This window comes from Streptomyces sp. NPDC005262, from assembly GCF_042872425.1.
GTDB lineage: Bacteria > Actinomycetota > Actinomycetes > Streptomycetales > Streptomycetaceae > Streptomyces.
Genome location: NZ_JBIAKK010000005.1, coordinates 398,614 through 419,968 on the forward strand (window position 1 = coordinate 398,614; position 21,355 = coordinate 419,968).

At 72.0% G+C, this 21,355-nt stretch carries 17 protein-coding genes, 1 tRNA gene and 2 riboswitches; of the genes, 11 read left to right on the plus strand and 7 right to left on the minus strand.

Translation table 11 applies throughout. From position 1 onward, the window contains the following. The first annotated feature begins 37 nt into the window (after positions 1-37). On the plus strand, positions 38-1,159 hold the full coding sequence (locus ACFYP5_RS17040) for a lipid II:glycine glycyltransferase FemX (protein WP_389036089.1): 1,122 nt from the start codon (positions 38-40) through the stop codon (positions 1,157-1,159). A 35-nt stretch (positions 1,160-1,194) separates the two neighbouring features. On the opposite strand, the gene cobN is transcribed toward ACFYP5_RS17040, so the two are convergent. After that, on the minus strand, positions 1,195-4,794 hold the full coding sequence (gene cobN / locus ACFYP5_RS17045) for a cobaltochelatase subunit CobN (RefSeq protein WP_389036092.1): 3,600 nt from the start codon (positions 4,792-4,794) through the stop codon (positions 1,195-1,197). A gap of 92 nt (positions 4,795-4,886) precedes the next feature. After that, a riboswitch (cobalamin riboswitch) is annotated at positions 4,887-4,962 on the minus strand. Positions 4,963-5,064: 102 nt separating this feature from the next. On the opposite strand from cobN, the gene ACFYP5_RS17050 reads away from it, so the two are divergent. From ACFYP5_RS17050 to ACFYP5_RS17060, 3 genes are all read left to right on the plus strand, one after another. Beyond that, positions 5,065-6,381: a cobalamin biosynthesis protein CobG gene (locus ACFYP5_RS17050; protein WP_389036198.1), complete on the plus strand. Its 1,317-nt coding sequence runs from the start codon at positions 5,065-5,067 to the stop codon at positions 6,379-6,381. A 69-nt stretch (positions 6,382-6,450) separates the two neighbouring features. Next, positions 6,451-7,077, plus strand: coding sequence for a precorrin-8X methylmutase (locus tag ACFYP5_RS17055; protein ID WP_389036094.1), 627 nt, complete (start codon positions 6,451-6,453; stop codon positions 7,075-7,077). A gap of 17 nt (positions 7,078-7,094) precedes the next feature. Continuing rightward, positions 7,095-8,591 carry a precorrin-2 C(20)-methyltransferase gene (locus tag ACFYP5_RS17060; protein WP_389036201.1) on the plus strand — a complete coding sequence of 499 codons (1,497 nt, stop codon included), beginning with the start codon at positions 7,095-7,097 and terminating at the stop codon, positions 8,589-8,591. A 9-nt stretch (positions 8,592-8,600) separates the two neighbouring features. Here the strand turns inward: ACFYP5_RS17060 and ACFYP5_RS17065 are convergent, their stop codons facing one another. Next, on the minus strand, positions 8,601-9,347 hold the full coding sequence (locus ACFYP5_RS17065; RefSeq protein WP_389036097.1) for a cobalt-precorrin-6A reductase: 747 nt from the start codon (positions 9,345-9,347) through the stop codon (positions 8,601-8,603). Positions 9,348-9,362: 15 nt separating this feature from the next. Here ACFYP5_RS17065 and ACFYP5_RS17070 point away from each other — a divergent pair, with 15 nt between their 5' ends. Continuing rightward, positions 9,363-10,478, plus strand: a complete 1,116-nt coding sequence (locus ACFYP5_RS17070; RefSeq protein WP_389036100.1) for a cobalt-precorrin-5B (C(1))-methyltransferase — start codon at positions 9,363-9,365, stop codon at positions 10,476-10,478. Positions 10,479-10,590: 112 nt separating this feature from the next. Here ACFYP5_RS17070 and cobM read toward each other — a convergent pair whose 3' ends face one another. The 4 genes from cobM to ACFYP5_RS17090 form a co-directional block, all read right to left on the minus strand. After that, positions 10,591-11,340, minus strand: coding sequence for a precorrin-4 C(11)-methyltransferase (gene cobM, locus ACFYP5_RS17075; protein WP_389036102.1), 750 nt, complete (start codon positions 11,338-11,340; stop codon positions 10,591-10,593). Next, positions 11,337-12,623, minus strand: coding sequence for a precorrin-6y C5,15-methyltransferase (decarboxylating) subunit CbiE (gene cbiE / locus ACFYP5_RS17080; RefSeq protein ID WP_389036204.1), 1,287 nt, complete (start codon positions 12,621-12,623; stop codon positions 11,337-11,339). Before cbiE ends, cobM begins: the two co-directional genes overlap by 4 nt. A gap of 187 nt (positions 12,624-12,810) precedes the next feature. Beyond that, positions 12,811-13,218: an SSI family serine proteinase inhibitor gene (locus ACFYP5_RS17085; protein ID WP_389036106.1), complete on the minus strand. Its 408-nt coding sequence runs from the start codon at positions 13,216-13,218 to the stop codon at positions 12,811-12,813. Between the two features lie 185 nt (positions 13,219-13,403). Continuing rightward, positions 13,404-14,789 (minus strand): FAD-binding oxidoreductase, encoded by a 1,386-nt coding sequence (locus ACFYP5_RS17090; protein WP_389036109.1) that lies wholly within the window; start codon positions 14,787-14,789, stop codon positions 13,404-13,406. Between the two features lie 149 nt (positions 14,790-14,938). Here ACFYP5_RS17090 and ACFYP5_RS17095 point away from each other — a divergent pair, with 149 nt between their 5' ends. Next, positions 14,939-16,093, plus strand: a complete 1,155-nt coding sequence (locus ACFYP5_RS17095) for a sulfite oxidase (protein WP_389036111.1) — start codon at positions 14,939-14,941, stop codon at positions 16,091-16,093. Positions 16,094-16,128: 35 nt separating this feature from the next. Here the strand turns inward: ACFYP5_RS17095 and ACFYP5_RS17100 are convergent, their stop codons facing one another. Next, a complete protein-coding gene (locus ACFYP5_RS17100) occupies positions 16,129-16,545 on the minus strand; it encodes an SHOCT domain-containing protein (protein WP_389036114.1) in 417 nt (138 codons plus the stop codon). Positions 16,546-16,706: 161 nt separating this feature from the next. Between ACFYP5_RS17100 and ACFYP5_RS17105 the strand changes: the two genes are divergently transcribed. The 5 genes from ACFYP5_RS17105 to ACFYP5_RS17125 all read left to right on the plus strand — a co-directional run bounded on the left by ACFYP5_RS17105 (position 16,707) and on the right by ACFYP5_RS17125 (position 21,344). Next, positions 16,707-16,928 carry a hypothetical protein gene (locus tag ACFYP5_RS17105; protein ID WP_313938095.1) on the plus strand — a complete coding sequence of 74 codons (222 nt, stop codon included), beginning with the start codon at positions 16,707-16,709 and terminating at the stop codon, positions 16,926-16,928. A gap of 74 nt (positions 16,929-17,002) precedes the next feature. Beyond that, the gene (locus tag ACFYP5_RS17110) at positions 17,003-18,199 is read left to right on the plus strand and encodes an SPFH domain-containing protein (RefSeq protein WP_389036117.1); all 1,197 of its coding nucleotides are present in this window, start codon (positions 17,003-17,005) and stop codon (positions 18,197-18,199) included. A 117-nt stretch (positions 18,200-18,316) separates the two neighbouring features. After that, positions 18,317-18,390 (plus strand) — tRNA-Met (locus ACFYP5_RS17115). 238 nt (positions 18,391-18,628) lie between these two features. After that, the gene (locus ACFYP5_RS17120; RefSeq protein WP_389036205.1) at positions 18,629-19,813 is read left to right on the plus strand and encodes a PP2C family protein-serine/threonine phosphatase; all 1,185 of its coding nucleotides are present in this window, start codon (positions 18,629-18,631) and stop codon (positions 19,811-19,813) included. 248 nt (positions 19,814-20,061) lie between these two features. Beyond that, positions 20,062-20,214: riboswitch (cyclic di-AMP (ydaO/yuaA leader) on the plus strand. Positions 20,215-20,225: 11 nt separating this feature from the next. Beyond that, entirely contained in the window at positions 20,226-21,344 is a 1,119-nt protein-coding gene (locus tag ACFYP5_RS17125) for a M23 family metallopeptidase (protein ID WP_389036120.1), read from the plus strand. The last annotated feature ends 11 nt before the right edge of the window (positions 21,345-21,355 follow it).

Genomic DNA, 21,355 nt, shown 5'->3' on the forward strand with positions numbered 1-21,355 from the left:
CAGTAGGCTGATGCGCCCGGACGAAGGAGCACTGCGCATGAGTCTGCGCCTGAAGGCGATCACCCGCGAGGAGCACCTGGCCTTCGTCAGGGACCGGCCCTCCGTGAGCCACATGCAGCTTCCCTCGTGGGGGGATGTGAAGCCGGACTGGCGGGCGCGGAGCCTGGGCTGGTTCGACGGGAGCGACCGGCTCGTCGGCGTGGGGCTGGTGCTGCTCAGGCCGCTGCCGAAGCTCAGGCGATACCTCGCCTATCTGCCCGAAGGGCCGCTCATCGACTGGTCCGCGCCGGATCTGGACCGGTGGCTGCGGCCGATGCTCGCCCACCTGAAGGCGCAGGGTGTGTTCTCGGTGAAGATGGGCCCGCCAGTCGTCGCCCGCCGCTGGAGCGCGGAGGCCGTCAAGGCCGCGATCGCCGACCCGCGGGCCGGACGGCTGGGGGACGCCGAGGCCACCGCCCGCGAGCCGCGGGCCTTCGACATCGCCGACCGGCTGCGCGCGATGGGCTGGCGGCAGACCGAGCCCGGCAGCGAGGACGGCTTCGCCGCCGGTCAGCCGCGGTACGTGTTCCAGGTCCCGTTCGCGGGCAAGTCGCTGGAAGAAGTCCAGCGAGGCCTCAACCAGCAGTGGCGTCGCAACATCAAGAAGGCCGAGAAGGCCGGCGTCAAAGTCGTCCGGGGCGGCTACGAGGACCTGCCCGCCTTCCACCGGCTCTACGTCGAGACCGCCCGGCGGGACCGGTTCATCCCCCGCCCTGCGGCCTACTTCCAGCGGATGTGGACCGCACTCACGGCGGAGGACCCGGACCGGATGCGGCTCTATCTCGCCCATCACGAGGGCGAGGTCCTCGCGGCGGCGACGATGCTGACCGTGGGCGAGCACGTCTGGTACTCGTACGGAGCCTCCACCGACCGCAAGCGTGAGGTCCAGCCCAACAACGCCATCCAGTGGCAGATGATGTCCGACGCCCACGAACTCGGTGCGAGCGTCTACGACCTGCGTGGCATCACCGACACCCTGGACGAGGACAACCACCTGCTGGGCCTGCTCCGCTTCAAGGTCGGCACCGGTGGCGAGGCCGTGGAGTACCTCGGCGAATGGGACTTCCCCCTCAACAGGTTCCTGCACAAGGCACTCGACCTGTACATGTCCCGCCGCTGAGGCCGGGGCCGGGAAGTCCCACCACGCCGTCGGGGTCAGTCCTCGCCCTCCAGGTCCCCCTCCGTCTCCAGGAACACCTGGCGCAGCGCCTCCAGGACCGTCGGGTCGGGCTTGGACCACATGCCGCGGGACTCGGCTTCCAGGAGGCGTTCCGCGATGCCGTGGAGGGCCCACGGGTTGGCCTGCTGGAGGAACTCGCGGTTGGTCGGGTCCAGGACGTACGTCTCGGTGAGCTTGTCGTACATCCAGTCGGCGACCACGCCCGTGGTCGCGTCGTAGCCGAAGAGGTAGTCGACCGTCGCGGCCAGTTCGAAGGCGCCCTTGTAGCCGTGGCGGCGCATCGCCTCGATCCACTTGGGGTTGACCACGCGTGCGCGGAAGACCCGGGACGTCTCCTCGACCAGGGTGCGGGTCCGGACCGTCTCGGGGCGGGTGGAGTCGCCGATGTACGCCTCGGGGGCCGTGCCGCGCAGGGCGCGGACGGTGGCCACCATGCCGCCGTGGTACTGGAAGTAGTCGTCCGAGTCCGCGATGTCGTGCTCGCGGGTGTCCGTGTTCTTGGCGGCCACAGCGATCCGCTTGTAGGCCGTCTCCATCTCGTCCCGGGCCGGCCGGCCGTCGAGTTCGCGGCCGTAGGCGTAGCCGCCCCAGACCGTGTAGACCTCGGCGAGGTCGGCGTCGGTGCGCCAGTCGCGGCTGTCGATGAGCTGGAGGAGGCCCGCTCCGTACGTACCGGGGCGGGAGCCGAAGATACGGGTGGTGGCGCGGCGTTCGTCGCCGTGTTCGGCGAGGTCGGCCTGGGCGTGGGCGCGGATGTGGTTGTGGTCGGCGGGTTCGTCGAGGGACGCGGCGAGGCGTACCGCGTCGTCGAGCAGCCCGATGGTGTGCGGGAACGCGTCGCGGAAGAAGCCGGAGATGCGCAGGGTCACGTCGATGCGCGGGCGGCCCAGGTCGGCGAGGTCGATCGGTTCCAGGCCGGTGACGCGGCGTGAGGCGTCGTCCCAGACCGGGCGGATGCCGAGCAGTGCCAGCGCCTCGGCGACGTCGTCGCCCGAGGTACGCATCGCGCTGGTGCCCCACAGGGAGAGGCCGACCGAGGTGGGCCATGCGCCGTTGTCGGTGCGGTAGCGCTCCAGGAGCGAGTCGGCCAGGGCTTGGCCGGTCTCCCAGGCGAGCCGTGACGGGACCGCCTTCGGATCCACGGAGTAGAAGTTGCGGCCGGTCGGCAGGACGTTGACCAGGCCGCGCAGCGGGGAGCCGGACGGGCCCGCGGGGACGAAGCCCCCGTTCAGGGCGTGCACGGTGTGGTCCAGTTCCGCCGTGGTGGCGGCGAGGCGGGGGACCACCTCGCGGGCTGCGAAGTCGAGGATGTCCCGGACCGGCTGAGGGTGGGCCGCCGCGACGGTCGCGACCGCCGACGGGTTCCAGTCCGCGTCCTCCATCGCCTGGACCAGGGCACGAGCCTGCTCCTCGGCCTCGTCCGCCGTGGTGCGGGTGGCGGCGGACTCGTCGAGGCCCAGTGCCTCGCGCAGGCCCGGCAGCGACGCCGTCCCGCCCCAGATCTGGCGGGCGCGCAGGATCGCGAGGACCAGGTTGACCCGGTCCGGACCGGCCGGGGCGCCGCCCAGGACGTGTAGCCCGTCGCGGATCTGGGCGTCCTTGATCTCGCAGAGCCAACCGTCCAGATGCATGATGAATTCGTCGAAGCCCTCGTCGTCCGGGCGGTCGTCGAGCCCCAGGTCGTGGTCGAGCTTCGCGGCCTGGATCAGGGTCCAGATCTGGGCGCGGACCGCGGGCAGCTTCGCCGGGTCCATCGCGGCGATCTGGGCGTGTTCGTCGAGGAGCTGCTCCAGGCGTGCGATGTCGCCGTAGCTGTCCGCGCGGGCCATCGGCGGTACGAGGTGGTCGATCAGGGTGGCGTGGACGCGGCGCTTGGCCTGCGTACCCTCGCCCGGGTCGTTCACCAGGAAGGGGTAGACGAGCGGGAGATCGCCCAGTGCCGCGTCCGGGCCGCAGGCGGCGGACAGGCCCGCGTTCTTGCCGGGCAGCCATTCCAGGTTGCCGTGCTTGCCGAGGTGGATCATCGCGTCGGCGCCGAAGCCACCGTCGTCCTGGGCGGCCGCGATCCAGCGGTATGCGGCCAAGTAGTGGTGCGAGGGCGGCAGATCGGGGTCGTGGTAGATCGCGATCGGGTTCTCGCCGAAGCCGCGCGGCGGCTGGATGAGGATCAGGAGGTTCCCGCGGCGCAGGGCGGCGAGCACGATGTCGCCTTCGGGGTTGCGGGAGCGGTCCACGAACATCTCGCCGGGGGGCGGGCCCCAGTGCTGCTCGACGGCCTCGCGGAGTTCTTCCGGCAGTGTGGCGTACCAGCGCCGGTAGTCGGCGGCGGGGATCCGCACCGGGTTGCGGGCCAGCTGCTCCTCGGTCAGCCACTCCTGGTCGTGGCCGCCGGCCTCGATCAGGGCGTAGATCAGCTCGTCGCCGTCGCCGGACACCAGTCCGGGAAGGTCGGCTTCGGCGCCGAAGTCGTAGCCCTCGGCGCGCAGCCGGCGCAGCAGGGCGACGGCGCTGGCCGGGGTGTCGAGGCCGACCGCGTTGCCGATACGGGAGTGCTTCGTCGGGTACGCGGAGAGGACGAGCGCCAGGCGCTTGTCCGCGGCCGGGATGTGGCGCAGCCGCGCGTGACGTACGGCGATTCCGGCGACCCGGGCGGCGCGCTCGGTGTCGGCGACGTATGCGGGCAGACCGTCCTCGTCGATCTCCTTGAAGGAGAACGGGACGGTGATCAGCCGGCCGTCGAACTCGGGGACCGCGATCTGGCTGGCCGCGTCGAGCGGGGAGACGCCCTCGTCGTTGTCCTCCCAGTCGCTGCGCGAGCCGGTCAGGCAGAGCGCCTGCAGGATCGGTACATCGAGACCGGTGAGCGCGCCCGCGTCCCAGGACTCGTCGTCACCGCCGGCGGACGCCTCGGCGGGCCGGGTGCCGCCCGCGGCGAGGACGGTGGTGACGATGGCGTCGGCGGCCCGCAGTTCGTCGATGAGTTCGGGTTCCGGGGTACGCAGCGAGGCGACGTACAGGGGGAGGGCACGGGCGCCCGCGTCCTCGACCGCCCGGCAGAGCGTGTCGACGAACGCGGTGTTCCCGCTCATGTGGTGGGCGCGGTAGTAGAGCACCGCGATGGTCGGGCCGTCGGTGGCGCGCGCGGTGCGCTCCAGGGGGCCCCAGGAGGGGGCGGGTGCCGGGGGTTCGAAGCCGTGGCCGGTCAGCAGGACCGTGTCGGAGAGGAACCGGGCCAGCTGGTCCAGGTTGGCCGGGCCGCCGTGCGCCAGGTAGGCGTGGGCCTCGGCGGCGATCCCGATCGGCACGGTGGAGGCGGCCATCAGCTGGGCGTCGGGTGCCTGTTCGCCGGTGAGGACGACAACCGGCCTGCCGGTGGCGAGGACTTGGTCGAGCCCCGCCTGCCAGGCACGGACACCGCCGAGGAGGCGTACGACGACGAGGTCGGTGCCGTCGAGGAGAGCCGGGAGGTCGTCGAGCGGCAGGCGCGAGGGATTGGCGTAGCGGTAGGTCACCGGACCGTCCGCGGCGCGGGCGCTGAGCAGGTCGGTGTCGGACGTCGACAGGAGCAGGATCATGCGGCGTCGGGCCTTCCTCGGGGTGTCCACGCCCCGGGCGGTGTCGGAATGAGGTCTCCCCTGCTCGAACGGGATCGAGAGCGTGGGGAAGGGAGTTCCTGACTCGCCCGGCCGTTGCAGTCGGACTCACAGTGGCGGGACCGCGCCGGATTCGCACCGGGCTTCCTCCCATGTCGCCGTCTCTGGCGATGCCGGGCCGGGTGGCCCGCTGCTAGGCATAGTAAGGGTCATACATCAATGGGATTCATACAGCTCAGGATGATGGTCGGTATGCTCGCCGCCATGTCCACTTCGCCCACTCCGCCGTCGGCCACGGGGGAGCCCCCGTCCCGCGACCGTGGTGATGCCTGCCCGGGGTCGCTGCGGCTGCACCGGGCGGACGACGGCGCGCTGGCGCGGGTACGGATCCCCGGTGGTGTGCTGAGCATCCGGCAGGCGGACGTGCTCCTGGAGGCCGCGCGGGAGTTGGGCGACGGTGAGTTGCATCTCACTTCGCGGGGCAATGTCCAGCTGCGCGGGCTCGGCCAGGAGTGCGGCGGACGGCTCGCCGAACTCCTCGGCGGGGCAGGGCTGCTGCCGTCCCGGCGCCATGAGCGGATACGTAACGTGGTGGCCTCCCCGCTCTCCGGGCTGGACGGCCGGGGCCGGTCGGACGTCCGGCCGTGGCTGACCGAGCTGGACGCGCTGTTGTGCGGAAGTGACAAAGCGGCCGGGCTGTCCGGCCGCTTCCTGTTCGCGCTCGACGACGGCCGCGGTGACGTGGACGCCCTGGGTGCGGATGTGACGTTGCTGGGGCGGAGCGACGGCAGTGCGCTGCTGCGGACCGGGAGCGCGGGGGCGGTTCTGAGGGTCTCCGGGGCGGATGCGCCCCGTGCCGCACTCATTGCCGCCGAGACGTTCGTGGACGCGGCGCGGGAGACCGGTGCCTGGCGGGTCGGCGAACTGCCGCTCGTCGGCGATGAGTTGCTGGAGGCAGTGGGAACGGCACTGCGTGTGGCCGGGGTTGACGCGGCCCGCCACGTGGAGCACGTACCGCCGCCGGCGGCGGCGCAGGAACCCGAGTACGGACTCGTCGGCACCTCCGGACCGGCCGCGCTCTGTGTGGGTGTGCCGTTCGGACGCCTCACCGGTGCGCAGTGGCAGAGCCTGACCCGCGCGGGCGGTGAGGTGCGGCTGACCCCCTGGCGGAGCGTCGTCGTTACAGGTGTGGCGCGCGGCGGGGCGGCGGCGCGGCTGGCCGAGTGGGGCGCGGCCGGACTGGTGGCCGGCCCCGACTCCGCGTGGACCGGCATCGGGGCCTGCATCGGCCGGCCGGGCTGCGCGAAGTCCCTGGCCGATGTACGGGGGGACGCGGAGGCCGCGGTGACGACGGGGGAGCCGGGCGTCGCGCGACTCCCCGTGTACTGGTCCGGCTGCGAACGCCGGTGCGGCCACCCCAAGGGCAGCTGGGTCGACGTCGTCGCAGTCCCCGGCGGGCATCGGGTGTCCCGGGTGCGCGGAGACGTGCGGGGCACCCCGGCGACGGTCCACGGCAGCCCGTCCGCCCTGGCCGCCGCGGTGACGGCCGCCCGCGGCACCTGCAGCTGAACCACCGGCCCCAGGGCCCCACAGTTCGTCAGCCCGACCCACCCATCGACCGGAGAGAGCGAAACCACCGTGTTCCAGTACGAGAAGGACGGACCGGCGATCTACCGCCAGTCCTTCGCCACCATCCGCGCCGAGGCGGATCTCGCGGGGCTGCCCGCCGACGTCAGCCAGGTCGCGGTCCGCATGATCCACGCCTGCGGCATGGTCGACCTCGTACGCGACATCGACTTCACCCCGGGCGTGGTGGCCGGCGCCCGCCGGGCGCTGCGGTCCGGCGCGCCGATCCTGTGCGACGTGGCCATGGTCGCCAGCGGCGTCACCCGCAAGCGGCTGCCCGCCGACAACGAGGTCATCTGCACCCTGTCGGACCCGGCGGTCCCCGATCTCGCCGCGAAGCTGGGTACGACCCGCAGCGCCGCCGCGATGGAGCTGTGGCGGGACCGCATGGAAGGGGCGGTGGTGGCCGTGGGCAACGCGCCGACCGCGCTGTTCCGGCTGCTCGAGATGATCGAGGACGGCGCTCCCCGCCCGGCCGCGGTCATCGGTGTGCCCGTCGGCTTCGTCGGAGCCGCCGAGTCCAAGGACGCCCTGGCCGACCATCCGTCCGGTCTGGAACACCTGGTCGTACGGGGCCGTCGCGGCGGCAGCGCCATAGCCGCGGCCGCGCTCAATGCGATCGCCAGCGAGGAAGAGTAAGAGTGAGCGAACAGAACATGGGCCGGCTGTACGGGGTGGGGCTCGGGCCCGGCGATCCGGCACTGATGACCGTACGAGCGGTGCAGATCATCGCCGAGGCCGATGTCATCGCCTATCACAGCGCCCGCCACGGGCGGTCCATCGCACGCTCCATCGCCGCCGAGCACATCCGCGCGGACCACATCGAGGAGAAGCTGGTCTACCCGGTCACGACGGAGACCACCGACCACCCCGGGGGCTACCGGGGTGCGATGGAGGAGTTCTACGGCGAGGCCGCGGCCCGGCTGGCGGTGCACCTGGACGCCGGACGGACGGTGGCGGTGCTCGCCGAGGGCGACCCGATGTTCTACGGCTCGTACATGCACATGCACAAGCGGCTCGCCGACCGCTACCCCACCGAGGTGATCCCCGGCGTCACTTCGGTCAGCGCGGCCGCCGCCCGGCTCGGCACCCCGCTCGCCGAGGGCGAAGAAGTGCTGACGATCCTGCCCGGCACGCTGCCGGAGGAGGAGCTGACGGCCAGGCTCGCCGCCACCGACGCCGCCGTGGTGATGAAGCTGGGGCGTACGTTCCCCGCGGTGCGCCGCGCCTTCGAGGCGTCGGGGCGGCTGGACGAGGCGCACTACGTGGAGCGCGCCACGATGGCCGGGGAGCGTACCGGCGATCTGGCGGACACCGACCCGGACTCCGTGCCGTACTTCGCCGTCGCGGTGCTGCCCAGCCGGATCGACGCACCCCGTCCGGAAGGTGCGGACGCGGCCGGCACCGGTGAGGTCGTGGTCGTGGGTACCGGTCCCGCCGGACCGCTGTGGCTGACCCCGGAGACCCGCGGGGCGCTGGCCGCCGCCGACGACCTCGTCGGCTACACCACGTACCTGGACCGCGTCCCGGTCCGCCCCGGGCAGGCCCGCCACGGCTCAGACAACAAGGTGGAGTCGGAGCGCGCCGAGTTCGCCCTCGACCTGGCCCGTCGCGGCCGCCGCGTGGCCGTGGTGTCGGGCGGCGACCCGGGGATCTTCGCGATGGCGACGGCCGTGCTGGAGGTGGCCTCGCAGGACGCGTACGCCAAGGTGCCCGTGCGGGTGCTGCCCGGCGTGACCGCGGCAAACGCCGCCGCTGCCCGTGCGGGCGCGCCGCTCGGCCACGACTACGCCACGATCTCGCTCTCCGACCGGCTCAAGCCATGGGAGGTGATCGCCGCCCGGCTGCGCGCGGCCGCGGCGGCGGACCTGGTGCTGGCGCTGTACAACCCGGGTTCGCGGACCCGCACCGAGCAGGTCGGCAAGGCCCGTGACCTGCTGCTGGAGCTCCGTTCGCCGGACACCCCGGTGGTGGTGGGCCGGGATGTGGGCGGCCCCTCGGAGAACGTACGGATCGTCACCCTGGCCGAGCTGGAACCGGCCGAGGTCGACATGCGGACGATCCTGCTGGTCGGTTCCTCGCAGACGCGGTCGGTGCTGAGGGGGGACGGCCGGCAGATCGTGTGGACGCCGCGGCGGTACCCGGAGGTCTGAGGTCCGGCCTCAGCCGCGCAGGCCGGCCAGCCAGTCCACGGCGAGTTCCGGCGTACCGACCACGGGTATGCCCGCCGGGACCGGCGGCCGGCGGACCACCACCACCGGGATGCCGGCCTCCCGGGCGGCGGCCAGCTTCGGTGCGGTGGCGTGGCCCCCGCTGTCCTTCGTGACGAGGACGTCGAGGCGGTGACGGCGGATCAGCTCCCGCTCGCCGTCGAGGGTGAAGGGCCCCCGGTCCAGCAGGACCTCCATCCGCGCCGGGCACGGGCCGTCGGGGGCGTCCACGGACCGCATCAGGAACCACAGGGAGTCGAGGCCGGCGAAGGCGGCGAGGCCCATCCGGCCCGTGGTCAGGAAGACGCGGCGGCCCAGCGCAGGCAGGACGGCAGCCGCCTCGTCCAGCGATCCGGCCGGATGCCAGCGGTCGCCGTCGACGGGCACCCAGCCGGGCCGGCGCAGCGCGAGCAGGGGAACATGGGCGGCGGCGGCGGCCGACGCCGCATGGAAACTGATCGTCCCGGCGAAAGGATGGGTGGCATCGATGAGCGCGTCGACCCGGTGCGTACGCAGCCACTCGGCGAGTCCGTCGGCTCCGCCGAACCCGCCGACCCGTACCTCGCCGGGCGGCAGCTTCGGACTGGCCACCCGGCCGGCGAGCGAGCTGGTGACCCGGGCCCCGGCGGGGAGCGCCCCCGCCAGGCGCTCGGCGAGGCGGCGGGCCTCCGTCGTGCCACCGAGGACGAGTACGTGCATGGGATCGGTCCAGACATGAGTGAGGCGAAGGGCGGGCGCAGCGCCCAACTCAAACACACCGGCCTGCGGCCCGGCTGGACGACCGGTGCCTGTGCGACCGCGGCCACGACCGCGGCGTACACGGCCCTGCTGACCGGCGACTTCCCCGACCCGGTGGCCATCACCCTGCCGAAGGGCCAGACCCCGGCGTTCGCGCTGGCGGTGGAAGAGCTCGACGGGGAGCGGGCGACGGCCGGCGTGGTCAAGGACGCGGGGGACGACCCGGACGTGACGCACGGCGCGCTGGTGCGGGCCACCGTGCGCCGCCTGCCGCCCGGTTCGGGTGTGGTGTTCCGGGCCGGTCCCGGGGTGGGCACGGTGACCCGCCCAGGTCTGCCGCTCGACGTCGGCGAGCCCGCGATCAATCCGATGCCGCGGCAGATGATGCGCGACCACATCGCGCGGATCGCCGCGGACCACGGGGCCACCGGCGACGTCGAGGTCACCGTGTCCGTCGATCACGGCGAGGAGATCGCCCGTTCCACGTGGAACCCGCGGCTGGGCATCCTGGGCGGTCTGTCGATCCTCGGCACGACCGGGGTCGTCGTCCCGTACTCCTGCTCGGCGTGGATCGACTCGATCCGCCGCGGCGTGGACGTGGCCCGCGCGGCGGGGCACACGCATGTGGCGGGGTGCACGGGGTCGACCTCGGAGAAGACCGTCGTCGCCGAGTACGGACTGCCGGAGATCGCCCTGCTCGACATGGGGGACTTCGCGGGAGCGGTGCTCAAGTACGTACGCAGGCACCCGGTGGAGCGGCTGACGGTCTGCGGCGGGTTCGCGAAGCTGTCGAAGCTCGCTGCGGGCCATCTGGACCTGCACTCGGCCCGCTCCCAGGTCGACAAGGGGTTCCTCGCCGAACTCGCCCGGCAGGGCGGCGCGGACGCGGCCCTGGCCGCCGAAGTGGCGGACGCCAACACGGGCCTGGCCGCCCTCCAGCTGTGCGCGGCGGCCGGGGTCCCGCTGGGTGACCTGGTCGCGGTGGCCGCGCGCGACCAGGCGCTGTCGGTGCTGCGCGGGGCGCCGGTGGCCGTGGACGTCATCTGCATCGACCGGGCGGGCGCGGTCGTCGGCCGCAGCGGAGTCCACTGACCGCCCGGTCTCCCACCCTGCCTGCTCCCGGGTGCCCTCGATCGCGGGACGGGCTCGGTGTTCGAGCCTGGCCGGCGAGTGAGGGCCGGCGTCCGGGCGGTATCCCTCGGGGTCAGCAGACGTGCCGGTCGCGCTCCGCCGAGTAGAGGTGGCTGTCGCGGAACTGCTCGGCGGCCAGCGTGCGGCCGACCATGATGACGGCGGTACGGATCACTCCGGAGGCCTTCACCTGTTCGGCGATGTCGCTCAGCGAACCGCGCAGGATCAGCTCGTCCGGGCGGGACGCCATGGCCACCACGGCGGCCGGGCAGTCGGCCCCGTAGTGCGGCAGCAGCTCCTCGACCACCCGGTCCACGTACCGGGCGGCCAGGTGCAGCACGATCAGCGCACCGCTGCGCCCGAGCGTCGCCAGGTCCTCGCCGTCCGGCATGGCCGTGGCGCGGTGGGCGATCCGGGTGAGGATGACGGTCTGGCCGACGGTCGGCACGGTCAGCTCCCGCTTCAGCGCCGCCGCGGCGGCCGCGAACGCCGGGACGCCGGGCACCACTTCGTACGGCACACCAGCCGCGTCGAGACGCCGCATCTGCTCGGCGACCGCGCTGAAGACGGACGGGTCGCCGGAGTGCAGCCGGGCCACGTCGTGCCCGTCCTCGTGTGCGCGTACCAACTCGTAGGTGATCTCGTCGAGGTTGAGCTGCGCGGTGTCGACGAGGAGGGCGTCCGGCGGACATTCGGCGAGCAGTTCGCGGGGGACCAGGCTGCCCGCGTACAGACAGACCTGGCAGGCGGCGAGCGTCCGGGCACCGCGCACCGTTATCAGGTCGGCGGCGCCGGGCCCGGCGCCGATGAAGTACACGGTCATCTGTTCTCTCCTGATGAGGACGGTGAGGGCGGTACCGGGGAGGTGCCGACGGGCTTGCACACGGACCACTGCGTGACCGGCATGGCCTGCCGCCAGCCGGTGAAGCCGCCGACCGGCACGGCGTGCGCCACCGCGAGCCGCACCAGATCACCGCCATGACGCCGGTACCGCTCGGCGAGCAGCGCCTCGGACTCCAGCGTGACGGTGTTGGCGACCAGCCGTCCGCCGGGCGGCAGCGCGTCCCAGCAGGCGTCGAGCAGTCCCGGCACGGTCAGCCCGCCGCCGATGAACACGGCGTCCGGCACCGGCAGTCCGGCGAGCGCCTCGGGGGCACGGCCGGTGACCACACGCAGAGCGGGGACGCCGAGCCGGTCCGCGTTACGGGCGATGCGCCCGGCCCGTACCGGGTCGCGCTCGACGGTGACGGCACGACAGGACGGGTGCGTACGGCTCCACTCGACGGCGATCGATCCGGAACCGCCGCCGATGTCCCACAGCAGTTCGCCGGGCGCCGGGGCCAGCGCCCCGAGGGTGGCGGCGCGGACATGACGCTTGGTGAGCTGTCCGTCGTGCTCGTACGCGTCGTCCGGCAGCCCGGGTACGGCGCCGAGCCGCAGTGCGTCCGGGGCCCGCCGGCACTCGACCGCGATGACGTTCAGCGGATCGCCGGCCGGATGCGCCCACCCGTCGGCCGTCCCCGTGACACAGTCCTCGGCCTCGCCGCCGAGTTGTTCCAGCACCCGCATCGGGCTGGGCCCGAAGCCGCGTTCGCGCAGCAGCGCGGCCACTTCACCGGGCGTTCCGGCACCCGCGCTCAGCACCAGCAGCCGCCGGCCCTCGTGCAGGGCGGCGGCCAGCCGGGCGGTGGGTCTGCCCACCAGCGTGACGACCTCGGTGTCCTCCAGCGGCCAGCCGAGCCGGGCACAGGCGTAGGAGACGGACGACGGATGCGGCAGGATGCGGAGGTTCCCGGCACCCAACTCCTCGCAGAGCGTGCGCCCGATGCCGTAGAACATGGGGTCGCCACTGGCCAGCACGGCGACCCGAAGCCCCCGCTGTGCGGCAAGGAGACCGGCCACGGCGGGCCGCAGCGGAGAGGGCCAGGGCACACGGCGCCCCGTACAGACCGGCGGCAGCAGATCCAGCTGCCGCGCAGCGCCGATCACCGCCTGCGCGTTGAGCAGCACCGCACGCGAGCTCTCCGGCAGCCCCGCCCACCCGTCGGCGCCGATCCCCACCACGGTCGGCGCAGGTGACGGGGGTATTGCGAGCTCTGCGGGGATCACGGCCGATACCTCGGTGTTCGGGGGCTGACGCAGCCGAAACTCTACTGTTCGCGCCGACCGGCGAGCTCGTTGCGGCCGGGTGAGCATCGCCATACATACGCGGGAAAGCCCTGGGTCGGACACGGGCTACGCCCCTGCCCGACGCGTGGGGCAGGGCAAGGACGTTCGAGACTCGAAGCCCGGATCAGAATGCGAAGACGGGTCCCGCGGCCGCCTCCATGGCACAGGCGTTCGGGTAGGTGTGCTGCCAGTCCACCGTGCCGCCGTCGTACATTCCCTTCGCGGTGACCGTGACGGGGTCGTGGATCAGCGGGCACAGGTGCGGATCGCCGGGCAGCCTGTCGAAGTCGCCCCCGGCCCCGTCCAGCGCGGCGCACGCCTCCGCCGCCCTCGGGTGGTGTCCCTGGGAGGTGGCCGGACACTGGAGGGCGATGCCGCGGATCCAGGTGTTCTCGCTGCCGGAGACGGTCAGCAGAAGGACGGTCTCCCGGGAGTCGGCGTGCGCGGTCGGGGACATGAGCAGGGGTGCGGCCAGGGCGGCTGCTGTCAGCGAGGCGGCGGCCAGGCGCCGGGCGACGGTGGAGACGATCACAGTGGGGGTAACGAGCCGCCGGTCACGAGGACACGAATGGTGTCCCTTCCAGGCGGGTTGAACGGAAGGTTCCGGCATAGCGTTCGACGCGTCCGGGGGCAGCCCCCGTCCGTGGGCTGCCGCACTCCGCCGGGCACCCGGCCGCGCACATCGTCGGTTTTCCACCACCGAGGAGCCGGAGCCGGTCAGTGCTGTCCGGCCGGCGGGATGTTCTGGTTGGCGTGGAAGAAGTTGTCCGGGTCGTAGGCCTGCTTGATCTTCGCGAGTCTGTCGTAGTGACCGCGGTAGGTGGCCTTCACCCGGTCCTGCGTCTCACCCGCGCCGATGAAGTTCACGTACGTACCGCCCATCGAGTGCGGATGCAGCTCCTCCCAGTAGTCCACGCACCACTGCCTGAGTCTCTCGGCGCTGTCCGGGTCCGGGTCGATGCCCGCGATGACACCGGACCAGACCGCGTCCCGGTAGGCCCAGGCCGTGTCGTCGGGGCCCAGCCGGTGGGCGGCTCCGTCCACCGGGTACAGATGCATTGTCGACAGATCGGTGGGGAGGTTCTCGGCGTACTTGGTGTGTACGTCGACGGCGCCGTCCGTGATCCGGTCGAAGAGGTTGCCGCGCCAGTACCACTGCAGACCGGCCGGGAGCAGGTCGTCGAACATGCCCTGCAGTGCGAGGTACGGCATCGGTGCCGTGAAGTGGAAGGCCGGCGGGCCCGGTTCGTTCACGACCTCGAGGGTCGCTTCGAGGAGATCGGGGTCGCCGGTCCAGCACCAGACGACGCCGCACATCTTCTGGCCGTGCAGCTCCTCCGGGAACGGCGGGCCGGGTGGCACGCTGAGCGCCGCGAAGAAGCCGTTCAGTTTTTCGGGCGCCTGCGGCAGGAAGTCCCGGTACCACTCCAGGACTTCGCGGGTCCGGTCGACCGGCCATACGGTGATCGCCACACCCACGGTGTCCACCGGGTGCAGCCGGAAGCTGAACGAGGTGACGACGCCGAAGTTCCCGCCGCCGCCCCGCAGCGCCCAGAACAGATCGGCGTTCTCGCTCTCGTTCGCGGTGACGAAGCTGCCGTCGGCCAGTACGACGTCCGCCGCGAGCAGGTTGTCCACCGTCAGGCCGTAGCTGCGGGTGAGATAGCCGTGGCCGCCGCCGAGGGTGAGGCCGCCGATGCCTGTGGTGGACTGAATCCCGGCGGGGGTGGCCAGCCCGAAGCCGTGGGCGGCGTGGTCGAGGTCGGCGAGCCTGCTGCCGCCGCCGACGCGGGCGGTACGGGTGCCCGGATCGATGTGCGACCAGCGCATGGGCGACAGGTCGAGGGTGACGCCGTCGTCCACCAGGCACAGTCCGCCACCGCTGTGTCCGCCGCCCCGGACGGCGAGTTCGAGACCTTCGGCGCGGACGAAGCCGACCGCGGCCATGACGTCCGCCGCGTCCGCGCACCGCACCACGGCAGCCGGACGCCGGTCGATCATGGCGTTGTAGACCGTGCGGGCCTCGCGGTACTCCGGGTCCCGCGGGCCGATGACCGGGCCGCGCAGCGCGGTTCGCATCGCTTCGAGAGTGGTGCCGTCCATGGTCGTCTCCTTGCCGGGCGCGCGGACCGCCGATGCCTCCACGCTCCCGCCCGGCGGGGGGCCGTGCAATCGCCCGGGGCCGCGCAAAGAGCGACATGCGGTGCAGGTGAGCGGTGGGCGCCGGACGCCGGCGGGCGCACCATGAAGCCATGGACGAAGGCCCAGGGCCTTTTACCGACGAGCTCAGCCCACCGGGGCGCCTCGCCGGGCCCGGCGAGGACATCAGCCCGGAGGAACTCGCCCTCGCGGCGCGCAACCACGGACTGCCGCTGGAGGCACTGCGCCACGACCTCACCCCGCTCGGACTGCACTACGTACTCGTCCACTACGACATCCCGTACGTCCCCGACGCCTCCGCCGCGCGCTGGCAGCTCACCGTGCACGGCCGGGTCCGCAGACCGCTGGCGCTGGACGTGGCGGCCCTGAGGTCGTTCCCGGCCGTCACCCTGCGCGTCACGATGGAGTGCGCGGGCAACGGCCGGGCCCTGCTCGCACCGCGCCCCGTCAGCCAGCCGTGGCTGGTCGAGGCGGTCGGTACGGCGGAGTGGACCGGCGTGCCGCTGCGGCTGCTGCTCGCCGAGGCCGGAATCGAGCCGGACGCCGTCGAGGCCGTCTTCGGCGGGGCCGACCACGGGGTCGAGCGGGGCGTCGAGCAGGACTACCGGCGGAGCCTGCCGCTGGACGTGGCGACCGGAGACGACCCGGAAGTGCTGGTGGCGTACCGGATGAACGGTGGGCCGCTGCCGCCGCAGCACGGCCATCCGCTCCGGCTGGTGGTGCCCGGGTGGTACGGCATGGCGCATGTGAAGTGGCTGCGCGAGATCCGGCTCACCGGCACCCCGTTCACCGGATTCCAGCAGGCGACGGCCTACCGCTACCGCCAGGAGCCCGGTGATCCGGGCCGGCCCGTCACCCGGATGGCCCCCAGGGCGCTGATGGTCCCGCCGGGGTGCCCGGACTTCATGTCCAGGATCCGTTTCGTACACCCCGGCCGCGTTCTGCTGGAGGGAAGGGCCTGGTCGGGGTGGCCGCCGGTCACCCGGGTCGAGGTGACCACGGACGACTGCCGCTCCTGGTGCGACGCCGAACTCGCCCCGCCGGACAGGGGCGGGGCGCACCCCTGGGCCTGGCAGCGGTGGCAGTCGACGTGGACGGCCACGCCCGGAAACCATGTCCTGGCCGCCCGCGCCACCGATGCGGCAGGCCGGGTCCAGCCGCTGGCCCAGCCGTGGAACCGCGGCGGCTTCGGGAACAACCGCATCCAGCGGATCCCGGTCCATTGCGGGCCGGGACAGCTGGGATGAGGAGTACGGCCCAGGGGCCGGAGGGGTGACGCGGCTCAGATGAGGAGCTTCGTCTTCGCCTGCCGGTACTCCTCTTCCGTGATGGCGCCCCGGTCCTTGAGGTCGGCGAGTTTCGCCAGCTCCTCGACGCTGCCGCGGCCCTTCGGCGGGCCGCCGCCCGTGTCACCGGCGACTGCGGCCTCGCGCACGTACGCCTTGAAGGCGGCCTCTCTCTCCTGGGCCTCCTTGAGGTCGCGCTTCCCCATGGATCTGCCGCGCACGATCACATAGATCAGGACACCGACATACGGCAGCACCAGGGCCAGGATGAGCCAGCCCGCTTTGGCCCAGCCCCCCAGGTCGTCGCTGCGGAAGATGTCCGCGATGACCCTGAAGAGGAGGAACAGCCACATGATCCAGAGGAAGAACCAGAGCATGGTCCAGAACAGATTGAGCAGGGGGTAGTCGTCCATGTTCGGCTCCCTGGCCGTCGCTGTGGCGCAGCGTCGAATGTCTGAATTCTCAATCAGTCATACCACCACATATAGGCGCCTGCTCGTCGTCGTTCGAGGCCGTTCCTCAAGGGGTGGTGCGGAGTACCTTGGAATCATGAGGGAGGCGTGGGCGAGGGCGTATGAGAGCCGTGGATGAGTCCGCCCTGAGCCCGGTCGGGGCGATCGGGCGCGTGACCGTGCCGATCCCGCAGGACGGCCCGGGCGAAGTGCTGGTGGCCGTCCGTGGTGGGTCGGAGGCATACACCGCATGGTCGACGACGTCGATCGACCGGGACGAACGTGTGGTCGTCGTCGACTCGGTCTCGGCGCGCAGCGTGATGGTCGAACGGCTGCCGGCCTGAAGGCAGGAAGCGGAGCCGCGACCCGACGCCAGGGACGAACGCCGATGAAATGACCTAACGGCAGGAGTTCGCTCATGTTGTTCTGGCACGTTCCCGCGCCCAACGAGGCGATGCTCATCTCCGGATCGAAGCGGCAGACGCAGGACACCCAGTTCCGGATCGTCACCGGCCACGGCAGTTTCGTCGTACCCGTGAAGCAGAAGGCGCGCATGCTCTCCCTGGCGCTGCGCGAGGCCGAGATCACCGAGGACTGCGTCACCCAGCAGGGCATCCGTCTCAACGTCCGCGCAGTCGCCGTCTTCAAGGTCGGTGACGACGCCGTCTCCATCGCCAACGCCGCCCGCCGCTTCCTGTCGGAGCAGGAGCAGATGGAGGAACTCGCCGGCCGGATCTTCGCCGGTCACCTGCGTTCCATCATCGGCGGGCTGACCGTCGAACAGATCATCCGGGAACGGAACCGGGTCTCCCAGGAGGTCATCGCGGGCAGCCACGGCGAGATGGAGAAACTCGGCATCGTCGTGGACGCCCTACAGATCCAGGAGATCGACGACGCCACCGGCTACATCAACAACCTCGCCGCCCCGCACGCGGCAGCCGTCGCCAGCCAGGCCCGGATCGCCCAGGCCAGGGCCGACCAGGAAGCGGCCGAGCGCGAGCAGCAGGCCGCGGCGCTCAAGGCCGAGTACGAGCGGGACACCGCGATCAAGCGGGCCGGCTTCCTCGCCGAGACCGAGCAGTACAACGCCCGCGCCGCCCAGGCCGGACCACTGGCGCAGGCCAGGGCGTCGCAGGAGGTCATCGAGGAGCAGACGGCTCTGGCCGAGCGGCAGGCCGGGCTGGCCGCACAGCGGCTGGAGGCGGAGGTCAGGCGTCCGGCGGACGCCGAGGCGTACCGGCAGCGCACGCTCGCCGAGGCCGCCCGTGACCGGGCGAAGTTCCAGGCCGACGGCAACGCGTACACCGAACGGACCCTGGCCCAGGCGCAGGCCGACGCCAACACCGCCCGCGCCGCCTCGCTCCGGGACGGCAACCAGGAACTGATCGCGGCCAACCGCATCGTGGAGAACCTGCCGGCGCTGGCCGACGCGGCCGCCCGCGGGATGAAGGGGGCCGACCTCACCGTGCTCAACGGCACCAGCGGGGTCAATGAGATGGCGGCGGGTGTGGTGGGCCAGGGGCTGGCCATTCTCCACTCGCTCCAGCGCAGCGCGAGCGCGGGGAAACCGGCGGTCGACGCGAAGCGGGCGCCACACATCACCGACTCGAACTGACCCGGGCGGGGCCGGGGCGGGAACGCTGCGGGAAAGGCGCCCGGGCCGCTCGATCGGGCAGCCATTCCATTGGTGGTCAGCAGTCCGTTCCTGATGGCGTAGAGTTGTGTTCACCGACGCGGGGTGGAGCAGCTCGGTAGCTCGCTGGGCTCATAACCCAGAGGTCGCAGGTTCAAATCCTGTCCCCGCTACTGAAGGATCAGGCCCGGCACGCATTGAGCGTGCCGGGCCTGATTCGTGTTTTCCGTCCCCCCTTTGGCCGACGAGGAGTCGCCGCGCGACGCCGCTGCGGCAAGCCTGGGAAGCGGGGCGCGTGTCCGCAGCCGTGCGCGTGCAGGTCAGGACAGCCGTGCGTGCACGGGCAGGAGACCACAGGGCGCACCGCCCAGGACAGCACAGGGCGCGCCGGGCAGGAGACCACAGGTGGGGATGGCGAAGGAGCTGCGCGGGGGGCGGGCCCGGGGGCGTGCCGTGGTGCGCGGCTGGGCCTGGTGGTTCGTGCGTGCGCTGCCGTTCCTGATGATCGTCGGTGGGCTCGTGTTCGACTACCTCAGCCCACCGCCCTTCACCGCCGTGCCGATGTTCGTGGCCGCTCCGTTGATCGCCGCACCGTTCTTCTCGCTGGCCAGCACCGTCCGTATCGGCGTTGCCGCGATTCTCTCGATCGTCGTGCTGCGGACGTCCGGCGGCACTCTGCGGGATGTCGTGCCGTCCATCGAGCTCTCCACCGTGATCACGGTCTCGGCCCTCGCCGTCGTCATCAACCAGGTCGTACGCCGCGGCAACGAGCAGCTGGCTTCGGCGCGGGTCATCGCGGAGACCGCCATGCGGGCCGTGCTGCCGATTCCGTCCGAGCGGATCGGGGGACTCCATGTCGCCGCGCGGTACGAGGCGGCCCAGGCGGACGAATTCGTCGGTGGTGACCTGTTCGCCGTGGCGGAGAGCTCGTACGGGGTACGGCTCGTGGTCGGGGACGTGCGGGGCAAGGGGCTCGAAGCGGTCGGGACGGTGGCGGTGGTCATCGGCGCGTTCCGGGAGGCCGCCGAGCAGGAGGACTCGCTGGAGGGCGTGGCGCGGAGGCTCGAGCGGGCGCTGGCGCGGGAGGGGGCGAGGCGGGGCGGGATCGATCCGGTCGAAGGGTTCGTCACCGCCGTGCTCGCCGAGATCCCGCCCGGCGCGGCCGAGGTGCGGATCGTCAACCGCGGCCACCCCGAGCCGCTGCTGCTCCACCCCGACGGCTCACTGGACGTGTTGGTGCCGACAGTGCCCGCGCTGCCGCTCGGCATGGACCTGGGGGTGTGGACGGACCGGGCCGATGCATGGGAGCTGGCCGCCGGGATGACGCTGCTCGCATACACGGACGGACTCTCCGAGGCACGCGACGCCCAAGGCGTCTTCTACGATCCGGCGGTCCGGCTGCGTGGGCGGATCTTTCCCGAGCCCGAGGAGCTGTTGTCCGCGCTGGCCGACGACGTACGGCTGCACACCGGTGGCAGGTCCACCGACGACATGGCGCTGCTCGCGGTCGCACGCCCCGCGCGGGGGCAGCCGAAGCGGCGCAGGACTGTGAAGATCGTGGGCCGGGATGTGAGTGAGGCAGGGGCGAGTCGGTGAAGGGGCTTCGCAGGACGATGCCACCGTGCGTAATCGAAAGGCATCACTCCGCATAACATTTGACGCAACGTCAGAAAACGAGTATGGGCTGAGTGGTGATCAACTCGCCCGTTTCCGCCCGATTGTGTCCCGGAAAGTCCAGGCCAAAGCCGTTAACGATCAGTGGGAACGGCTTGGAATCGGACCCGTCCGTCTATTAACGTTCGATAACGCAGCGCGGTTGTCCCAGCCGTCGTCAGTGGCGGCACCGTGCGCAAGCGCCGAATTCCGCAAGGGAACCGGGGAACCACCTACATGGGGTGAATCGGACACCTGTGTCTCGTGAGAGACAGAGGGATCCGTAGGAGACCTTCCTGCTCCGAACCCGTCAGCTAACCCGGTAGGCGAGAAGGAAGGAAAGGAGTGCGCCCCCGTGGCGTCCAACAAGCCTGCCCCCGAAGCCCCCTCCCGGTTCGGATCCGACTTCACGACCGAGTACGGAACCGAGCAGCGAACCGATTTCGGCGCCGAGTTCACCACTGAGTTCGCGACCGACGGTTTCGGTGAGACCGACCGGGCGTGGGACGAATGGAACCCGACCGAGGAGTCCGTCCGCCCCGTACGCGGCAGACACCGCGTCGTCAAGCAGCGCAACGGGCTCGCCCGCAGCTCCACGGTGCTCGGCGTCGGCGTCATCGCGGCCGTAGGTGCGGGTGGCATGGCCACCGCGCAGAGCAAGCCGCCGGTCTCCATCTCCCTTCCCGACTCCCTCGCGGACAACCTCCCCGACGCCAAGTCCCTTCCCGGCGTGGGCGCCCTGTTCTCCGACGAGTCCGCCACCGACCAGGCGAAGTCCGTGGCCGCCACCGCCCCGCTCACCAGTGCCGGCATCACCACCGCCGAGGCCGAGCAGGGCACCACCGACGCCGGTGAGGCGCTGCGCGCCCGCATCCTTCAGCAGGCCGAGCAGCAGCAGAACGCTGCCGAAGCGGAGATCAAGGCCGCTGAGGAGAAGGCCGCCGCGGAGAAGGCCGCCGCCGAGGCCAAGGCGAAGCAGGACGTCGCCGAGGCCAAGGCCGCCGCCGAGAAGAAGAAGGCGGAGGAAGCGGCGAAGGCGAAGGCCGAGGCCGCGCGGCTGGCCAAGCTCGCCGCCTCCTACGCCATCCCCACCTCCTCGTACACGATCACCTCGACCTTCGGTGAAGCCGGTTCGATGTGGTCCTCCGGCTACCACACCGGCCTCGACTTCGCGGCGCCGACCGGCACCCCGATCAAGGCCATCCACACCGGCACCATCAAGTCGGCGGGCTGGTCCGGTTCGTACGGCTACCGCACGGTCCTGGAGCTCGAGGACGGTACGGAGCTGTGGTTCTGCCACCAGTCGTCGATCGACGTCAGCGTCGGCCAGAAGGTCACCACCGGTGACACCATCGGCCGTGTCGGAGCCACCGGCAACGTGACCGGACCCCACCTCCACCTGGAGGTCCACACCCCGGACGGCACCGGCATCGACCCGATGACCTGGCTGCGCGACAAGGGCCTCACCGTCTGAGCCCGCGCCGG